Here is a 16,277-nt window from a genome sequence, read left to right on the forward strand (position 1 = left end):
CACGGACCGCCGTCTCAATCCTCCAGGGGCAGGCCCGGTAGGGCGTCTGCCGGCAGCCTGGCGATGAGGGCGGTGAGCCGTTCGATCGCACGGACGGCATCAAGGTCGTAGTCGGCCGGCTGATCCCCGGTTCCGCCGTCCTGTGTGTCGGTCGGCTGGTCCCTGAGCACGGTGAGGACGTCCCGTCCCTGGATCGACCACTCCATCGTCTCCGCGGCCAGCATCGCCTCAATGGTCTCCTCGGTGACCAGTGCCTCGGCGAAGTCCGGCCGCAAGCCGAACCACCCGGCAACGACACCAGCCCCGTCGCCAGCCGGGCCTCGCTTCAAGCAGACCTGGCGAACGCACTGGACCGCGGTAACCGGCTCACCGCCCGCGTGAGGCACCTGGAGACAAAGCTGTCCGAACTCCTTGGCGAGCAGACCTGGCGAGAGTCCGGACTCGGGGCACCTGACGACATCGAACAGCTCAAGGGCCGCATCACCACGCTGGAACAACAGGTCGCCGACCTGAGCAGACAGCTCGAAGAACGAGAACAGGAACTCCAGGCTGCACGATCCGCCAACCGTCAGCTGATCAGCCGACTCAACACCGGCAGCTGAGCGCGAGGACAGAGCAGATCTAGAACGCGACTTGCGGAACTGAGAACGGGAGGGGGAAGCCCGTGCACGCACGGACTTCCCCCTCCCGTGGGTTGTCACAGCAGTCCGCTGTAGGCGGCCATGATGATCTCCATGCCGCGGTTGTCCTCCTGCTGCTCTCGGTCAATCATCTGGTTCATGACGTAGGCCACCGTCATACGTGAATCAGGGTCGCTCGCGACCAGCGAGCCGCCCCATCCGCCCCAACCGAAGGTGTTGCCGAACTTGCCGAAGCCCACGGTCCAGGACATCGACGTCCGCAGAACGCGGTCCTCGCCGCGGAACACCTCCTGCCACGCGGGCTCGCAGCCCTGGGAGGACAGCAGCCGAACGCCACCGGCGGAACCCCGGTTTGCCAGCACCGACTGGACGAGGGCGACAGACCGAGCGTTGCCGAAGCCATTCACCGCCGGGATCTGCGCACGGCGCCAGGCCACAGAGTTGGCATCCCTGACCCGGACCGCGGCACCGGTGTACTCCCGACGTATGCCGTCCGGTCCGGGCGGTGCGCTGGAGGCGTACTCGTCGGTCAGTGACGGCGGCGGGATGAGCGGTGCGACGCGGCGGTCATCCTCGGCGGAGAGCCCGATGTGGAAGTCCGCGCCCAGCGGCTTGGCCACTTCCTCGGCGAAGAACTCGCCGAGGCTACGGCCGGTGATGCGGCGGACGATCTCACCGACCAGGAACCCGAAGGTGAGCGCGTGATACCCGGCGGCCGTTCCCGGTTCCCATTCGGGGGCCTGCGCGGCCAGCCCTGCCGTCACGCTCTGCCAGTCGTACAGGTCCTCGACCGCCGTCAGCCCGGACAGGTCCGGCAGCCCCGCGGTGTGGGACAGCACGTGCCGTACCAGCACGTTCCCCTTGCCGGCCGCGGCGAACTCGGGCCAGTAGGCGGCGACTGGCGCGGACAGATCGAGCTGGCCTCGGTCGGCCAGGATGAGCGCGCACAGGGCGGTCATGTTCTTGGTCGTCGAGTTCACGCCCGCGAGGGTGTCGCGCTCCCAGCTGACAGAGCGGTCCGCATCGGCGTACCCGCCCCAGATGTCGACCACCGGCTCGCCGTCGAGGTAGACAGCGACCGAGGCGCCCACGTTGTCCTTGCCGAGCGAAGCTGCAAGGGCCGCACGGACTGCGGCGAACCGCGGCTCGCATAGCCCCTTAATATCAGTCATGGCGCAAGCCTCAGGTAACGCCGGGAGTTCCTGCCCAACAATTCCCGCACGGATTCTGTCGGGCGGGGCGCGAATGAATCATCTCTGCACCTAAAGGGGGCCTGACGGCCGCGCGGCCGACGGCTCGACCGGCCGTATCGGTAGCTGGTCCCACAGGCTCCGAGATCGCAGCACTGATGACAGCCCGGCCGCCGCTCGCGGCAAACGACTCCGGCTTGGGCTTGGGTCCCGGCCGCTGCGGCTCCTGCGGCTGGGTGGGCGTTCCTACGGGGGAGAGACAAGAAGGAAGGACGGATACGCGTGCTGGAGCGGTTGAATCAGGCGCTGGACCACCTGGAGGCCTGCCTCGACCGGGATGTCGACGTGGCCGAGGTGGCCCGGATCGCCGCGGTGTCGGAGTACCACTTCCGGCGGCTGTTCTCCGCCCTTGCCGGGATGCCGCTCCCGGTCTACGTGCGGCGCCGGCGGATGACGCTCGCTGCGGCCGAGGTGCTGGCCGGGGAGCTGACGCTGCTCGATGTCGCGGTGCGGTACGGGTACGGCTCGGGCGAGGCGTTCGCCCGGGCATTCCGGTCGGTGCACGGCATCGGGCCGGGCGAGGCCCGGCGCGCGGGTGCGGTGCTCACGGCACAGCCGCGCATGTCCTTCCGTGTCGTCGTCGAAGGTAGTACGACCATGCGGTACCGGATCGTGGAGAAGGAGTCGTTTCGGGTCGTCGGCAGGAAGGCCCGGGTCCCGCTCGTGCACGAGGGGGTCAACGCGGCCGCCGCGGCGCACGTGGAGAGCCTGGACGAGCGGGCGATCGTACGGATGAAGGAGCTGTCCGGCTGCCGGGATCCGGAGGGGATCCTGTCGGCGGCGGTGTACCTGACCGACAGCCGGGAGGAGGGCGCCGAGGCGGACTACTGGATCGGCGTGGCTACCAGCCCCGAGACGGCCGCCGAGGAGCTCGACGTCCTCGACGTGCCGGCCGGGACCTGGGCGGTCTTCGACAACCACGGTCCCTATCCGAGCGCGCTCCAGGAGCTGTGGCGGGACGTGTTCACGCAGTGGTTCCCCTCGAACCCTTACGCGAGCCGGCAAGGTCCGGAGCTCCTGCGGACGCAGCCGGTGGAGACCGGCGAAGAGACCGACTCCCAGCTGTGGATCCCGATCGAGCGGAGCAGCGGGAACAAGAACCACCCCGGACAACGAAGCAAGGACCTCCAGTTCACGCGCTGGAGGCTGGCCCGCCGACCGGACGTCGCGGGACTGACCTGAGTGGTGGCAGACACTGTCAGTGCCTGCCACCACCATCCGGTCATGCCTCTCGTCACCCGGAAGCGGGCCCGTGGGGACGGTCACCTTGCGGGCTGGCCTTGCTCCGGTGGGCAGGGAGCGGTGCCAGGTGAGCCGTGCGAATCGGCCGACAGATCCGGCACCGGCCCTTCCCCCTGATGACGGCAGCGAGACGGACGCGAAGAACAACACCGCACTACCGGCACCGCACCGTCCATGGCGCCGCGGAGGAACCCGGGAACGACGACATCGCCCTGAGGCCTTCGGCGAGGTAGCTGGGTGCCTCGTCGGTCGCTGACCCGTCGGGGTGATAGGTCGTGGTGTAGGAGGTGGTGTTCGTCAGGCTGACCGTGCCCAGGCCTGCCCGGGACAGGTTCAGTCGGTATGCGGCCTTGGTCAGGTGCCACCGCCCGATGAGGCAGTGGTCACGCGGGGATACGGGTGTGCCGTGAGGCGATGACACGCTCGGGTCTGGATCCGTAGCCTGGATACAGAAGACGGATACCGCGTCGAAGGCTTTCAGGACCTGTTGGGGGTGGCCGGTACGGGTGCTGTCGACGACGGCCTGTCCGAGGCGGGCGAGTCGCGTGTCGTCGGCGTGGGTGAGGACCGTGCCGTACCACGCGAGTTGTGAGATGCCGCCGGTGAAGTCCCCATTTCGTTGGGCTTCGATGGCTGCTGTGGCTACGTCAGTTTCCCTGTGGCCGTAGGACGCAGCGGGCTCACGCTCCCGAGAACATGAACGCCGCCCAAGCTGCGGGGCCGGCGAGGGGGCGCTCGTCGGGGCTGCAGGACGACCTGCTGCCAGCGGGCCATGGCAGCGTGTGGCAGCCGGATCGTCGCGCTGCGCGAGGCCTCATGGTGCGACGGGGCAGGCCGGTCCTCATGGCCGGTCGGGCACCTCCAACTGGGTGGCCATGAGGCGGACGATGTCCCTCTGGTGCTGGGCCAGGAAGAAGTGGCCGCCGGGGAAGACCTTCAGCGTGAACGGGCCGTCGGTGTGCCCGGACCAGGCGGCGGCCTCCTCCACGGTGACCTTCGGGTCGTCGTCGCCGACGAGGCAGGTCACGGGGCAGCGCAGGGGCGGTCCCGGCTCCCAGGTGTAGGTTTCGGCTGCGCGGTAGTCCGCCCGGATGGCCGGGAGGATCATGCGCAGGACGTCCTCGTCGCCCAGCAGTTGGGGGTTGGTGCCGCTGAGGCCGCGCATCTCGGCGACGAGGCCGTCGTCGTCGCGCAGGTGAACGGTCTCGTGGCGGTGCGTGGACGGCGCGCGGCGGGCGGAGGCGATGAGGGTGGCGGGCATGATGCCCCGCTCCTGCTCCAGCCGTCGGGCGATCTCGTAGGCGAGGGAGGCGCCCATGCTGTGGCCGAACAGGGCGATGGGCCGGTCGGTCCAGGGCAGGAGCGCCTCGTAGACCTTGTCTGCGAGCGCCGGTACGGAGTCCAGGAGAGGTTCGGTGCGGCGGTCCTGGCGGCCGGGATACTGCACGCACAGCACGTCGACGCTGTCGGGCATGGACCGGGACACGGGGAAGTAGAAGCTGGCGGAGCCGCCCGCGTGGGGCAGGCAGACCAGCCGGACGCGGCTGTCGGGGCGCGGGTGGAATCTGCGGATCCAGAGGCCGTTGTCCTCGGTGAGCGGGGAGTTCACAGGATCGTTCCTTTTCGGTTTCGGTTCGGCCGCCCACCGTGGCGGGGCGTTCGCCGGGATGAGAAGGGGGCGGGGCGCGGGGCCCCGCCCACCGCTCGTCAGGAATCCGCGACGTCCTCCTTGATGATGCGCTCGACGTTCCGCTCCGCCAGCGCCGTGACTGTCACGAACGGGTTGACGCCGATGCTGCCGGGGATGAGTGAGCCGTCGGTCACGTAGAGGTTCTTGTATCCGGCGACGCGGCCGTAGTTGTCGGTGGCCTTGCCGAGGACGCAGCCGCCGAGCGGGTGGTAGCAGAAGTCGTCGGCGAAGGCCTTGATCTGCTTGCCGAAGAGGTCGTACCGGTAGATGGTGGCGTTGACCTTGTTGATGCGGTCGAACAGCGACTTGGCGGCTGCGACCGCGGGCGCGTTCTGGTCCCGGGTCCAGCGCAGGTCCGCCCGATCCTTGGCGGCGTCGTAGACGAAGGTGCCGCGCTCCGGGTTCTTGGTGATGGACAGGTAGAGGCTGACCCAGGTCTCGACACCCGCCGGCAGGGGGGCGATCTCGGCGAAGACGGGGGTGTCCGGGTTGTCCCAGTCGTCAATGCCGAGGGCGGGGATCGACGACTGCTTGGTGCCCGTGGGGTTCCACATGTGATTGGCGCGGGCGGTCATGATGTTGCCGTTGGGGCCCCAGCCTCCGCCGACCTCCGGGCTGAGGTTCGGGAGAGTGCCGGTCTCCCGGGCACGCAGCAGCAGTTCGGTCGAGCCGAGGCTGCCGGCGCCGAGGAAGAGGTGGCGGCAGGCGACCTCCTTGGTCGCGAGCAGCTTGCCGTCGGTGTCCCTATGCTCGACGGTCAGCAGGTACGTGCCGTCGTTTTGCTGACGGATCGTCTTGACCTGGTGCAAGGTCTCGATGGTGACCTTGCCGGTGCCCAGGGCGGCCGCCAGGTAGCTCTTGTCGAGTGAGACCTTGCCGTGGTTGTTGCCGTAGATGACCTCGGCGGCCAGCGCGGACTTGGTCACCGCACCGTCCGCCTCACGACGCATGTAGTCCCAGTCGTAGACGTTGGGTACGAAGGTGGTGCTCAGGCCCGCATTCGAGGCCTGCTGGCGCGAGACACGTGCGAACGTGTACCAGTCGCTCTGCTCGAACCAGCTCTTGTCGATGTTGTTGACCCGGAGGGTGGAGTTCGCGCGCGGGAAGTACTTGGTGTACATCTCGTCGGCGTCGACCTGGGGCAGCACCTCCTCGAAGTACGAGCGCCGGGGCGTGACCGCCATGCCGCCGTTGACGAGCGAACCGCCACCGACACCGCGTCCCACGTACACGGACATCTGGTCGAAGTTGACCCGGTCCAGTACACCCGCGTAGGGCTCGATGTCCCGGTTGGCGAGGTCGAGCCACAGGAAGGAGCCGAGCGGAGCCTCGGTGCGGGTCTTGAACCAGCTGGAGCGCTTGTCGGGCTTGAGCATCCCGGAGAACACGTTGCCGTCCGGACCGGGCTGGTTCCACAGCTGGCCCATCTCCAGCATCAGGGTGGGGACCCCTGCCTCGCCGAGGCGCAGGGCGGAGACGGCCGCGCCGTAACCGGTGCCGACCACGACGGCGGGGACGAACGTGCCGCCGGAACCACTGGTTGCGGCGGCAGCGGCCGCCCGGGGGGCGGCGGTGATCGTGGTCTGCCCCGCGAGTGCGGCGGCGCCTAAGGCCGCCACGCCGAGCATGCGGCGGCGCGACAGAGGCTGGTGTGCAATCACGCTGTGTCTCCTGAGCTTTGGAGCGAGGAAAGATGAATCGGAAGGCCGGCTGGAGGGTCGCGGTCTGGGGCAGAACGGCCCGTGTGGAGACCGCGCAAAGGCCGTCGACAAAATCCGGATCGGGCGGGCTGACCCTGTGGAGGCCGGGCCCGGAGGTTCGGTCACCCGGGGAACGGAGGAGGGCGTTGCGGTACGGCCCGCTCCCGGGCGCGAGCAGCGCTCAGGCATGCCTTCAGGCGTCCGCCGGGCCGGGCAGCAGAGGGGAGGACGCGGCCGGTTCGAACCGTCCCGCGACCCGGAACTTGTGGTAAGCGCTGATGAGGAGCTTCTCCACCGCGCGCGAACTCACTCGAGCCGTTCCGCCATGTGCTTGCTGGGCACTCCGTGAGCGGCGAGTCCGGCGGCCTTGCGTTCGGGTCCGGGTGAACGCTGCCAACAGCCACCCCCGCGAGCGGGCACCCGGCGCGGGCCCCATGCCCGCTCATTTCACGAAGTCGTCCACGACCTCGGGCGGCCAGGTGCCGACCTTGAACACGCCCAGGGAGTAGGCGCGGGAGACCAGCGCGGCGCGGTTGTACACCTTCAGCTTCCGGAGCAGGCAGGTCACGTGGTACTCGACGCCCTGCCGGCTGAGGTAGAGGCTTGCTGCCAAGGGGACGGTGGAGACACCGGCGGCGATGCCTTCGAGGATGCGCGCGTCCATCGCGGAGAGGATCTTCTTGCGTTTGGTCACCACACGTGTCTGCTCGGCGTCCCCGACCGTGGGCATCATGACCAGGATCGCGGTCGTATCGGGCAGGCCACCGCGCACCGCGACCGCGGTGAGGGGAACGGTGAAGGCGGACTCCTCGCCAGGCCCCACGGCAATGACGGGCGTGACGAATCGGTGGTTCTTCCCTTCAATTAAATTGGAGAATTGACGCACCAGCGGCTGTTGCACGCTCGGGTGCACCACGTCACGGAAATTGCGACCGCATATGTCCTCGGACGAGCCGTTGAACTGCCTGAAGAACTCCTGGTTCGCCTGCTGGATGGTCAAGGTCTTGTCGAGACTCGCCATGCACAGGCCCGGAGTTGCAGGTGCTGGACTCAGCAATAGAGGGCTCCCTGTCAGGAAACTTGGGCGAAATAAATCGGAGGCCGGTGAGCGGCCGTGAAGGCCGTCAGCAGGGGCGTCATCGGCCCTGGGACCAGCGGTAACTCCAGATGCAGAACATCGTGCGTCACGGCCCTTGCGGGGTCCTGGTCGAGCCGCTGGCGGCCCCCTTGCCGTCGATGGCCATCGATTTCCGGACGCCTGTCGAAATCCTTGCCGAACACCTGCCGATTTCTTGCCAATCGATGGATCTCCAGCTTGGAAGGCGTCGTTCGCTATGCCAGGATCCGCAGAGGACGGTGTGAGACCAGCCAGTTCAAAACCGTCCGTCAGCCATATCCGCAAGCACGATGGGGACCGTTCATGCCGTTACCTCCGACCGCGAACGTGTCACCCACGACGACCGGCCAGGCTGCGCTCTTACTGAGCGTTCTGGGGCCCATGTCGGCGCGACACAACGGGCATGACCTGCCGCTCGGCCCGCCACGCCGGCGAACACTGCTCGCCCTGCTGCTCATCCGCCTTGGCCGCGTGGTGCCCACCGAACTGCTCGTCGAGGAACTGTGGGGTGACGGAGCGCCCCGTCACGCCGTCGCCACGCTCCAAAGCCATGTCTCTCATCTGCGCCGGTCCCTGGACACAAAGGCAGGAACAGGCCAAATTTCGGTGCTGCGTCATCGGACGCCCGGTTACGTCCTCGATCTCGATCCCGAACAGGTCGATGCCTGCCGCTTCGAGCGTCTGGTCACCGACGGACGGCGGCTGCTGGAGCAGCACGATCCGCGCACCGCGCACGCCCGGCTCACCGAGGCCTTGGGGCTGTGGCACGGCTCGCCCTACGCGGAGTTCGACAGCCATCCGCCGCTCAGCGACGAGTGCACCCGACTCGAACAGATCCGGCTCACCGCCGTCGAGTCCCGCGCGGAGGCGCGGCTGGCTCTCGGCGCGGCCGAAGAGGTCGCCGCCGATCTGGACGGGGAGGCGCGCCGTCATCCCACGCGGGAGCGGCTGGTCGGCCACCTCATGACGGCACTGTCCCGGCTCGGGCGGCAGGCCGAGGCGCTCGAGGTGTATGAGCGGACGCGTAGTCATCTGGTCGAGGAGTTCGGCGTTGACACCGCAGCCGAACTACGCCGGGTCAGAAACGCGATCCTGCGCCAGGATCCGGGAGCGAGCGCCCCCTCGAAGAAGCTGTCTCCCACACTACTTGAGTCCACCGGAGCGTCACATGTCCCGCTCGTGATGAACGATATCGGTGACGACGGAGTGCAGAACTCCAAGGGCTTCGAAGGCTCCTGGGACGGCAAGACGGCCGTCACGCCCCGGGGGCACGGCACAGCGGTGGCAACCGATGACGCCAACGGGACAGACGACTCCGGCGCGGCCGTCGAGCGCGACGCCCGCCCGGAGGCGCGAACCGATGTGCCGCCGGGCGCGCGGGCGGATGCCGCCGGCACGCAAGCCGGGACAGCCCAGTGGCGGCCTGTACCCGGGCCGGAACAGCAGCCGGCAGCCGCCCCGGCAGCTGGGGAATCCCCGGAGTTCGAGTCGGGGTGGACGGCTGCCTCTTCGCCGTTCACCGGTCGCAGCCAGGAGCTCGACCGCCTGACGACCGCCGCCGCGAGCGCGGTCGTGGGCCACGGCCATGTGGCCGGCGTCCTCGGCCCCCCAGGAGTCGGAAAGACCCGCCTGCTGCTGGAACTTGCGGCACGTCTGGAGAGCATGGACGCGCATGAGAAGGGCTCCAGGTTGGAGGTGGTCTGGAGCCACTGCTTCCCCGGCGAAGGCGTCCCCGCCTACTGGCTGTGGACCCAGATCCTGCGGCGGCTGTCCGCCACCCGGCCGGAAGCCTTTCGCGAGGCGACGGAACCGTACGGCGCTCTGCTCGCCCCACTGATGCCCGAGCGGTCGGCGGCCCGGACCGGAGGCCCGAGATGGGCCTCCGACTGGTGCCAGGCCCGCTTCCTCGCCCACGACGCGGTCTGCGAGGTGTTACTCTCCCTCGCCGCGCAGCACCCGCTCGTGCTGCTCCTCGAAGATCTCCAATGGGCGGACACCGCCTCCCTCGACCTGCTCAGGCTACTGAGCACCCGCTGCCAGGGCCATCCGCTGGGCATCGTGCTCACGGCCCGGAAGTTCGAGGCCGAGTCGGACGCAACCCTGCGCCGGATGGTCTCCGACGTGCTACGCGGCCCCAGGACCGAGACGCTGCGGCTCTGTGGGCTCTCCCTGCAGTCCGTCGGCGCCCTCGTCGAGGCACATGCCGGGTCCGGTGTGGACCCGGAGGTTGTCGAGGTCCTGCACCGGCGCAGCGAAGGCAACCCGTACTTTGTGATGCAGCTTCTCTCCCTCGTGGGCGATGCGCGTAAACTCCATCGCCCGGATGCGGTTGACGCGCTCCTGGCTCACATTCCCACCGGCGTACGCGAGGCGCTGCACCAGCGGTTCGCCGCGCTGCCCGAGCCGGTCCTGCGGGTGCTTCGACTGTGCGCCGTCATCGGCGCCGAGGTGGACACCGACCTGCTGCACCGGACCGCCACGCCCGACGAACCGGTCATCGGTGGTCTCGAGTCGGCCATCCGTGCCGGCCTGCTCGGGGAGGACCCCCGCCATCCGGGGCGGCTGCACTTCGCTCACGCCCTGGTCCAGGAGACGCTCGTCGACGAGCTCCCCCGTGAGGACCGCCACCGCCTGCACGCCAGGGTCGCCGACGCGCTGAGCGCACGCAGGCGCGGGCAAGTGGGGGACGAGGAGATCGAGCGGGTGGCACATCACAGCTGGCACGCCAAGAGGGCACTGTCCCCCGCCGAGGTGCTGCCTCGGCTGCTGCTCGCCGCGGCGCACGCCGAGCAGTCCATGGCGTACGAGCAGGTGGAGATCTGGCTGCGCCGCGCAGTGCACCTGGTCGGCTTCCTAGCGCCGGACGATCCCGCCACCGTGAGGTTGGAACAGAAGCTGCACATCCAACTGGGCCAGGTACTCGCCACCACTCGCGGCTACGGCCACCCCGAGGCCGAGACGGCACTGACGCGCGGTCGCGCCCTCAGCACAGCCACTCATGCCCCCGAGGACCCGTCGGTGCTCTGGGCACTGTGCACGGCATACCTGGTCACCGGACGCTACGACGCCTCGCGGCAGTTCTCCGGCCTGCTCCGGGACATCTCGCGGCAGACCCAGGACCCCGTGGCGCTGCTCGGTGCGGCGTATGGCGAAGGCATCGTGCTGCATGTGCGCGGAATGCTCCCGCAGGCGCTCGCCGAACTGGAGCGCGGCGTCGGCATGGCGGATCGTTTCGCAGAGGAGGGTCATGAGCTGGCGCGTACCTTCCAGCACGACCCACGCGTCTCCTGCCGCTCCTACGACACCTTCACCCACTGGCTCCTAGGACACCGGCAGACCGCCGGCGCGCGCCGACGTGAGCTGTTGAGCCTCACCGAGCACGAAAGCAGGCCGTCCGACCGCTCCTTCGCGCTGTACGTGGACGGGGTCGTGGCGGCGTGGGAGGGTGACACCCGCACCGCACTCGCCTCGAGCGACGAAGGCGCCCGCGTCGCGGGCGAACACGGACTTCTCTACTGGAAGGCAATGCTGGGCGTCGTCAAAGGGTGGGGCCTCGCGCACACAGGAAATCACGACGACGGCCTCGCCCTCATGCACACTTCGCTGGCCGAATTGGGCCAGTCCAGGACGTACTTACGCCACCCGCTCCACCTGGGCCTGTTGGGCCAGGCGCAACATCACGGCGGGCGGATCGAGGAGGCGAGGACCACCTTCCGGAAGCTGCTGGCCGCCGTCGAACAACGCCGCGAGCGCGTGTACCTCCACCCGGCACTGCCCGCGACCCCGCTGCTCCACGAACTGCTGAGCCACGGTGCCGACGACGCGCTCACGGGCCGGAGCCCAGGACGCGACGGGCCCGACTCCGGCCGATGAGCGCGGTGGCCCCATGCTCTGCCTCGTCGCTCGACCCATCCGGTTCCCACAGCCGGGATGCGCCGCTGCGGGATTCCGGCAAGCGGTGGCGCTGGCCGCCCCGGCCCCCGGAGAGCCACCGCTCGCACGGTTGCGGAGGACCCCACGCCTTACGGCCGATGCCGCTCAGTCCTCGTAGATCGCGACCGCCTGTACCGGACAGGCCATGGGGACGTCGTGCACGCGCGGGTCCTCCGCCCCGTTTTCATGTCCCGGGACCAGGGCGACCAGCGCGTCGTCGTCCTGTGTGAAGACGCCGGGCGCGGTCATGACGCACTGGCCGGAGCCGATGCACCGGTCGCGGTCGATGGTGATGCGCATGGCGTGGCTCGCCTTCCTTCCTTCCATTCCCTCCGCCCGGGCCCTCACCAGGTGACGGGGAACTCGATCGGGCCCTGGGCGTCGTGGCCGGCCTTGATGGGCACCTCGTCCAGGGGTACGGCCAGCCGCAGGCCCGGGATGCGGGCGAAAAGCGTGCCAAGGGCGATCTCGAGCTCGGCGCGGGCGAGATTCTGCCCCAGGCACTGATGGATGCCGTGGCCGAAGCCGACGTGGTGACGTGCGTTGCGCCGGGCGTCGAAGATGTCGGGGTTCTCGTACGCCTTGGCGTCTCGGTTCATCAGCGTGATGGAGACCAGCACCGCGTCCCCGGCCTTGATGGTCTCGCCGCCGACATCGATGTCCTCCTTGGCCATCCGGACGATGTAGTCGGAGACGGAGGTGAACCGCAGCAGCTCTTCGACCATCCCTGAGACCGCACCCGGGTCGCGCAGCAGCACGTCGATCTGTTCGGGGTGCTGGATGAGCGTGAGGGCTCCGAGGGCGATCGCGTTGACGGTGGTCTCGTGGCCGGCCACCAGCAGGACCAGCGCGATCATGACCACCTCGTTGTGGTCCAGCTCGCCCTCCTCCAACTGGCGTGCGATCAGCTCGTCCAGCAGGCTGTCCTCAGGCTCGGCCTGCTTCTTCCCGACCAGGCCGTGCAGATACGTGTACAGCCGGCCGAAGGCCGCGTCGGCCTCCGCCGACGTCGCGGCGCCCACGAAGTTGCGGGAGCACTCCTCGAAGAAGTCGTGGTCGCCGTACGGGACGCCGAGGAGCTCGCAGATCGCCATGGAGGGCACCGGCAGGGCGAAGGCCGACACCAGGTCTGCGCCCGGCTCCTTCGCCAGCATGTCGTCCAAGAGCCGGTCGACGAGGCTCTGAAGCCTGGGACGCATGGCGTTCATGCGCTTGACGCCGAAGCTGGGGATCAGCATGCGCCGCTGCCGAGCGTGCAGGGGATCGTCGACGCCGATCAGCGGGAAGGCGAGGCCGCCGCGGTCCTCGGTGCGCTGGACGACGACGGGGAAGACCGGGTGACCCCAGTCGGAAGACAGCCGGGGATCGACGAGCAGCGCCCGTCCCTCGGCATGCCCGGTGATCAGCCACGCCGGTCGGCCGTCGAACAGCGTGACCTGCGTCAGCGGGCTACCGCCCCGCCATTCCGCGTAGGCCTTCGGCGGCTGGTACGGGCAGGTCCGGTCCTGAGGGAAGGACGGGGCCTGCGACCCGGTGAGGCGGATTTCGGTCTCGGTCATGTTGTGCCTTTCGAACAATCGGCAGTGCGGTCGTTCATCGGTGAGTGATGGGCTACGGGAAACAGGTTTCAGTCCGTCAGCAAGGCCGTGCGCAGTCCGGTCGGCACCCGGCCGGCCCCGGAACCTTCGTCAGGCAACGGGGCCGCGGGCCGCTGTCACGGGCTCCTCGGCGCCGCCTTGGTCGACCGGCCGACCGTTGGAGCACCGGGTCACCGACCGGACGCCGGGCGCGTGCCGGGGCACGGAGTACGAACCGTCGCCGCGCTCGGTGACGGCAGCCTCGGTGAACGGGACTGCGCGCTGGGCCGCCTGGGGACGCGACCGCCGTTGCGTCGGGCTGTGGCGCGCGGCAAGCGGCTTCGGGGACAGCCCAGCGCGAGGACCGGGGCAGCGGCGGGAGAGTCACGGCGGCACGAGGACCGACATGCGGAATCTCCAGGTCCGGCGGCCATGCGCCCTAAGCAGGGCAACCCCTGGTGTGCATGGCGGCCTTGGCCGCCCCCGACGCGAGGCGGCGACGGAAGGCGTGATCAGCGCACGCGATCCGCAGGCGCTGATCTCCTGCGGGAGTGGGCCGTGGTGCGGAGGTCACCAGGTGACGGGCAGCTCGTGCACGCCGTAGAAGACCATGTCGGTGCGGAAGCGGAGCTCCTCGACGGGCTTGGCCAGGCGCAGGGTCGGGAAACGGCGGAAGAGGGTCTCGAAGACGATCTGCAGCTCGATCCGGGCGAGCTGCTGGCCGATGCACTGGTGTGCGCCGAAGCCGAAGGCCAGATGCGGGGCTGGACGGCGGGTGATGTCGAAGCGCTCCGGCTCCTCCACGAGGGCGGGGTCGAAGTCCGCGGCGAGGACGTGCGCGACGACCTGCTCGCCCTCGGCGATGCGCACGCCACCGAGCTCCACGTCCCGGGTGGCGACGCGCTCGCCGCCGAACTGGCCGATGGTGAGGTAGCGCAGCAGCTCCTCGACTGCGTTGCCGACCAGCGACGGGTCCTCGCGAAGCAGTGCCAGCTGGTCGGGGCGGTCGAGGAGCAGCGCCGCGCCGAGGCCGATCATGCAGGCGGTGGTGTCGTGGGCCGCTATCAGCAGGGTGCCGGCCGCGTTCATGAGGAACATGTCGTCGACGACACCATCGGGGTCCTCGGTGGTGATCAGCGCCGAGATCAGGTCGTCACCGGGGTTGGCCCGGCGCTCCTGGACGAGCTGGTAGAGCAGCCCGCCCAGGCGCATGCCGGCGGCCTCGGTGGCGGCGGCGTCCTGGTCGACCCGCATCATCGCCTCGGCGATTTCCTGGAACTCCGCCCGGCGCTCGACCGGGACACCGAACAGGTCCGAAATCACCATGGAAGGCACCGGGTTGGCGAAGGTCTTCACCAGGTCGACCGGGCCGCCCCGCGCCTCCATGGCATCGAGGTGCTCGTCGACGATGCGCTGGATGTTCGGCCGGAGCGCCTGCATGCGCCGGACGGTGAACTCCTTGGCGAGCAGCCTGCGGTCTAACGTGTGCTCCGGCTCGTCCTGCCACAGCAGGCTGCCGCGGCCGGGCTTCTGGGTGACGACGCCGTCCTGGGTGTGCAGCGCGTGGGGCACCTGGACGCTGAACGAGGGGTCGCGCAGCAGGGCGCGCACCTCCTCGTAGCCAGTCACCAGCCACGCCTCGTGGCCGCTGGTGAAGGTGGCCCGGGTCACCGGGGCGGCCGCCCGGATGTCGGCGATGCCGTCCGGCGGCAGGAACGGGCAGCTGCGGGCCTTGGGGACGGCGGGCGCGTCGGCGGTGGGCTCGGGCATGACTCTCCTTGCGCTGGTGGGAAACGGGTTCGTACGACGGGGACGGTCAGGCGGCGGCGAGTTCGAGCGCGGTCTCGCCGCGCCGAGGCGCGTTCACGAGGACGGCCATGTTCCCGGAGGGGTGCACGTTGTCGTGCATCATCTGGTGCATGCGCCCGATGTCCTGGAAGCCGTCACAGACGGACAGACAGGGGTCGAGCATGCCGGCGCCGACGAGGTTGATGACCTCGCGGCACTGGCGGGTGTCGGCGTAGTGCGAGCCCTGGAGGCGCTTGGAGCGCATCCACAGGTGGCGTAGGTCGACGTCTCCGTTGTAACCGGAGGTGCCACCGCAGATCACCACCATGCCGGCGTTGTCGCACAGGTACATCGAGGTCGGCAGGGTGTCCTGGCCGCTGTGCTCCAGCACGATCCGCGGAGACTTGCGCTCACCGAGAATCTCCCAGATCTTCTTGCCGACCCCGCGAGCGCCGCGCAGGAACCGTGACGACGCCTCGCCGTCCCCGACATCGGGCAGCCGGCCCCAATGGTCGAAGTCGCGGCGGTTGATGGTGCCCGCCGCCCCGAGGCGGCGGCAGTACTCGGAGCGGTCCTCGCTGGAGACCACGGCGATCGGGATGCCACCGGCCAGCCTGACGAGCTGGATGGCCATCGAGCCGAGGCCGCCCGCACCGCCCCAGATCAGCACGGGGTCGCCGGGGCGGACCGTGTTGCCCTGCCAGCCGAACAGCTGCCGGTAGGCGGTGGGCCCGGTGAGCAGGAAGGCCGCCGACTCCTCCCACGACAGACGGGCGGGCTTGGGGTGGCACTGGTACTCGTCGACGCGGCAGAACTGCGCGAAGGAACCGTAGTTGGTCTCGTACCCCCAGGCCTTGATGCTCTCCGAGACCAGAGGGTCCGTGCCCATCCGGATGTCCGCGGCGGCCTCGTCCCACTGGCCGCTGGTGAGCAGCACGTGGTCACCCACCTTGACGTTGCGGACGCCTTCGCCGACGGCCCACACCACGCCGGAGGCCTCCGAGCCTCCGATGTGGAAGTCCTCGGGCTGGCCCTGGCGCTGCCGCATCCCGATGACGTCGACCGGCTCGCCCAGCGAGGACCACACGTTGTTGTAGTTGATGCCGGCGGCCATCACATAGACCAGCACCTGGCCCCGGCCCACCTGGGGGGTGTCGACGACCTCGGTGCGGAACGCCTGCTTCGGCTCTCCGAAGCGGTTCTGGCGGATCACCGAGGCGTACATCTGCCGCGGGACATCACCGAGGGGCGGGGTCTCGCCTATCTCGTAGAGAGCCTTCGTCATGTTTTCTCTCCCACATCTGCTGTGTCCAGGTCTGGGGTGCTCGCGGTGGTCGCG

At 69.3% G+C, this 16,277-nt stretch carries 12 protein-coding genes; 3 read left to right on the forward strand and 9 right to left on the reverse strand.

The genetic code is table 11. The features are described 5' to 3' along the window. Positions 1-14: 14 nt before the first annotated feature. Positions 15-275 carry a hypothetical protein gene (locus tag ACFY1J_RS44095; RefSeq protein ID WP_390733176.1) on the reverse strand — a complete coding sequence of 87 codons (261 nt, stop codon included), beginning with the start codon at positions 273-275 and terminating at the stop codon, positions 15-17. 102 nt (positions 276-377) lie between these two features. Between ACFY1J_RS44095 and ACFY1J_RS44100 the strand changes: the two genes are divergently transcribed. Continuing rightward, the gene (locus tag ACFY1J_RS44100; RefSeq protein WP_390712841.1) at positions 378-602 is read left to right on the forward strand and encodes a hypothetical protein; all 225 of its coding nucleotides are present in this window, start codon (positions 378-380) and stop codon (positions 600-602) included. A 95-nt stretch (positions 603-697) separates the two neighbouring features. Here the strand turns inward: ACFY1J_RS44100 and ACFY1J_RS44105 are convergent, their stop codons facing one another. Continuing rightward, positions 698-1,813, reverse strand: coding sequence for a serine hydrolase domain-containing protein (locus ACFY1J_RS44105; RefSeq protein WP_390712840.1), 1,116 nt, complete (start codon positions 1,811-1,813; stop codon positions 698-700). A gap of 300 nt (positions 1,814-2,113) precedes the next feature. On the opposite strand from ACFY1J_RS44105, the gene ACFY1J_RS44110 reads away from it, so the two are divergent. Next, entirely contained in the window at positions 2,114-3,073 is a 960-nt protein-coding gene (locus ACFY1J_RS44110; protein ID WP_390712839.1) for a GyrI-like domain-containing protein, read from the forward strand. A gap of 901 nt (positions 3,074-3,974) precedes the next feature. Here the strand turns inward: ACFY1J_RS44110 and ACFY1J_RS44115 are convergent. From ACFY1J_RS44115 to ACFY1J_RS44125, 3 genes are all read right to left on the reverse strand, one after another. Beyond that, positions 3,975-4,742 carry a thioesterase II family protein gene (locus ACFY1J_RS44115; protein ID WP_390712838.1) on the reverse strand — a complete coding sequence of 256 codons (768 nt, stop codon included), beginning with the start codon at positions 4,740-4,742 and terminating at the stop codon, positions 3,975-3,977. Between the two features lie 98 nt (positions 4,743-4,840). Continuing rightward, on the reverse strand, positions 4,841-6,451 hold the full coding sequence (locus ACFY1J_RS44120) for a GMC oxidoreductase (RefSeq protein WP_390712864.1): 1,611 nt from the start codon (positions 6,449-6,451) through the stop codon (positions 4,841-4,843). Between the two features lie 514 nt (positions 6,452-6,965). Continuing rightward, positions 6,966-7,544: a LuxR C-terminal-related transcriptional regulator gene (locus tag ACFY1J_RS44125; protein ID WP_390712837.1), complete on the reverse strand. Its 579-nt coding sequence runs from the start codon at positions 7,542-7,544 to the stop codon at positions 6,966-6,968. Between the two features lie 477 nt (positions 7,545-8,021). On the opposite strand from ACFY1J_RS44125, the gene ACFY1J_RS44130 reads away from it, so the two are divergent. After that, complete coding sequence (locus ACFY1J_RS44130) at positions 8,022-11,513, forward strand: BTAD domain-containing putative transcriptional regulator (protein ID WP_390733177.1); 3,492 nt, start codon at positions 8,022-8,024, stop codon at positions 11,511-11,513. 165 nt (positions 11,514-11,678) lie between these two features. Here ACFY1J_RS44130 and ACFY1J_RS44135 read toward each other — a convergent pair whose 3' ends face one another. The 4 genes from ACFY1J_RS44135 to ccrA all read right to left on the reverse strand — a co-directional run bounded on the left by ACFY1J_RS44135 (position 11,679) and on the right by ccrA (position 16,223). After that, positions 11,679-11,873, reverse strand: coding sequence for a ferredoxin (locus ACFY1J_RS44135; RefSeq protein ID WP_390712835.1), 195 nt, complete (start codon positions 11,871-11,873; stop codon positions 11,679-11,681). Positions 11,874-11,917: 44 nt separating this feature from the next. Then, positions 11,918-13,132, reverse strand: a complete 1,215-nt coding sequence (locus tag ACFY1J_RS44140) for a cytochrome P450 (RefSeq protein ID WP_390733178.1) — start codon at positions 13,130-13,132, stop codon at positions 11,918-11,920. Positions 13,133-13,720: 588 nt separating this feature from the next. Further along, entirely contained in the window at positions 13,721-14,920 is a 1,200-nt protein-coding gene (locus ACFY1J_RS44145; protein WP_390712833.1) for a cytochrome P450, read from the reverse strand. Between the two features lie 46 nt (positions 14,921-14,966). Further along, entirely contained in the window at positions 14,967-16,223 is a 1,257-nt protein-coding gene (ccrA, locus tag ACFY1J_RS44150; protein ID WP_390712832.1) for a crotonyl-CoA carboxylase/reductase, read from the reverse strand. Positions 16,224-16,277: the final 54 nt, after the last annotated feature.

The sequence above is a fragment of the Streptomyces sp. NPDC001406 genome (assembly GCF_042895285.1).
In the GTDB taxonomy this organism is placed as follows: Bacteria; Actinomycetota; Actinomycetes; order Streptomycetales; family Streptomycetaceae; genus Streptomyces.

What these genes read in the sequence shown, in the direction of transcription:
- ACFY1J_RS44130 (WP_390733177.1), top strand. Translation starts at nt 8,022, where the DNA reads ATGTCGGCGCGACACAACGGGCATGACCTGCCGCTCGGCCCGCCACGC.
- ACFY1J_RS44145 (WP_390712833.1), bottom strand. Translation starts at nt 14,920, where the DNA reads ATGCCCGAGCCCACCGCCGACGCGCCCGCCGTCCCCAAGGCCCGCAGC.
- ACFY1J_RS44125 (WP_390712837.1), bottom strand. Translation starts at nt 7,544, where the DNA reads ATGGCGAGTCTCGACAAGACCTTGACCATCCAGCAGGCGAACCAGGAG.
- ccrA (WP_390712832.1), bottom strand. Translation starts at nt 16,223, where the DNA reads ATGACGAAGGCTCTCTACGAGATAGGCGAGACCCCGCCCCTCGGTGAT.
- ACFY1J_RS44135 (WP_390712835.1), bottom strand. Translation starts at nt 11,873, where the DNA reads ATGCGCATCACCATCGACCGCGACCGGTGCATCGGCTCCGGCCAGTGC.
- ACFY1J_RS44120 (WP_390712864.1), bottom strand. Translation starts at nt 6,451, where the DNA reads ATGCTCGGCGTGGCGGCCTTAGGCGCCGCCGCACTCGCGGGGCAGACC.
- ACFY1J_RS44105 (WP_390712840.1), bottom strand. Translation starts at nt 1,813, where the DNA reads ATGACTGATATTAAGGGGCTATGCGAGCCGCGGTTCGCCGCAGTCCGT.
- ACFY1J_RS44140 (WP_390733178.1), bottom strand. Translation starts at nt 13,132, where the DNA reads ATGACCGAGACCGAAATCCGCCTCACCGGGTCGCAGGCCCCGTCCTTC.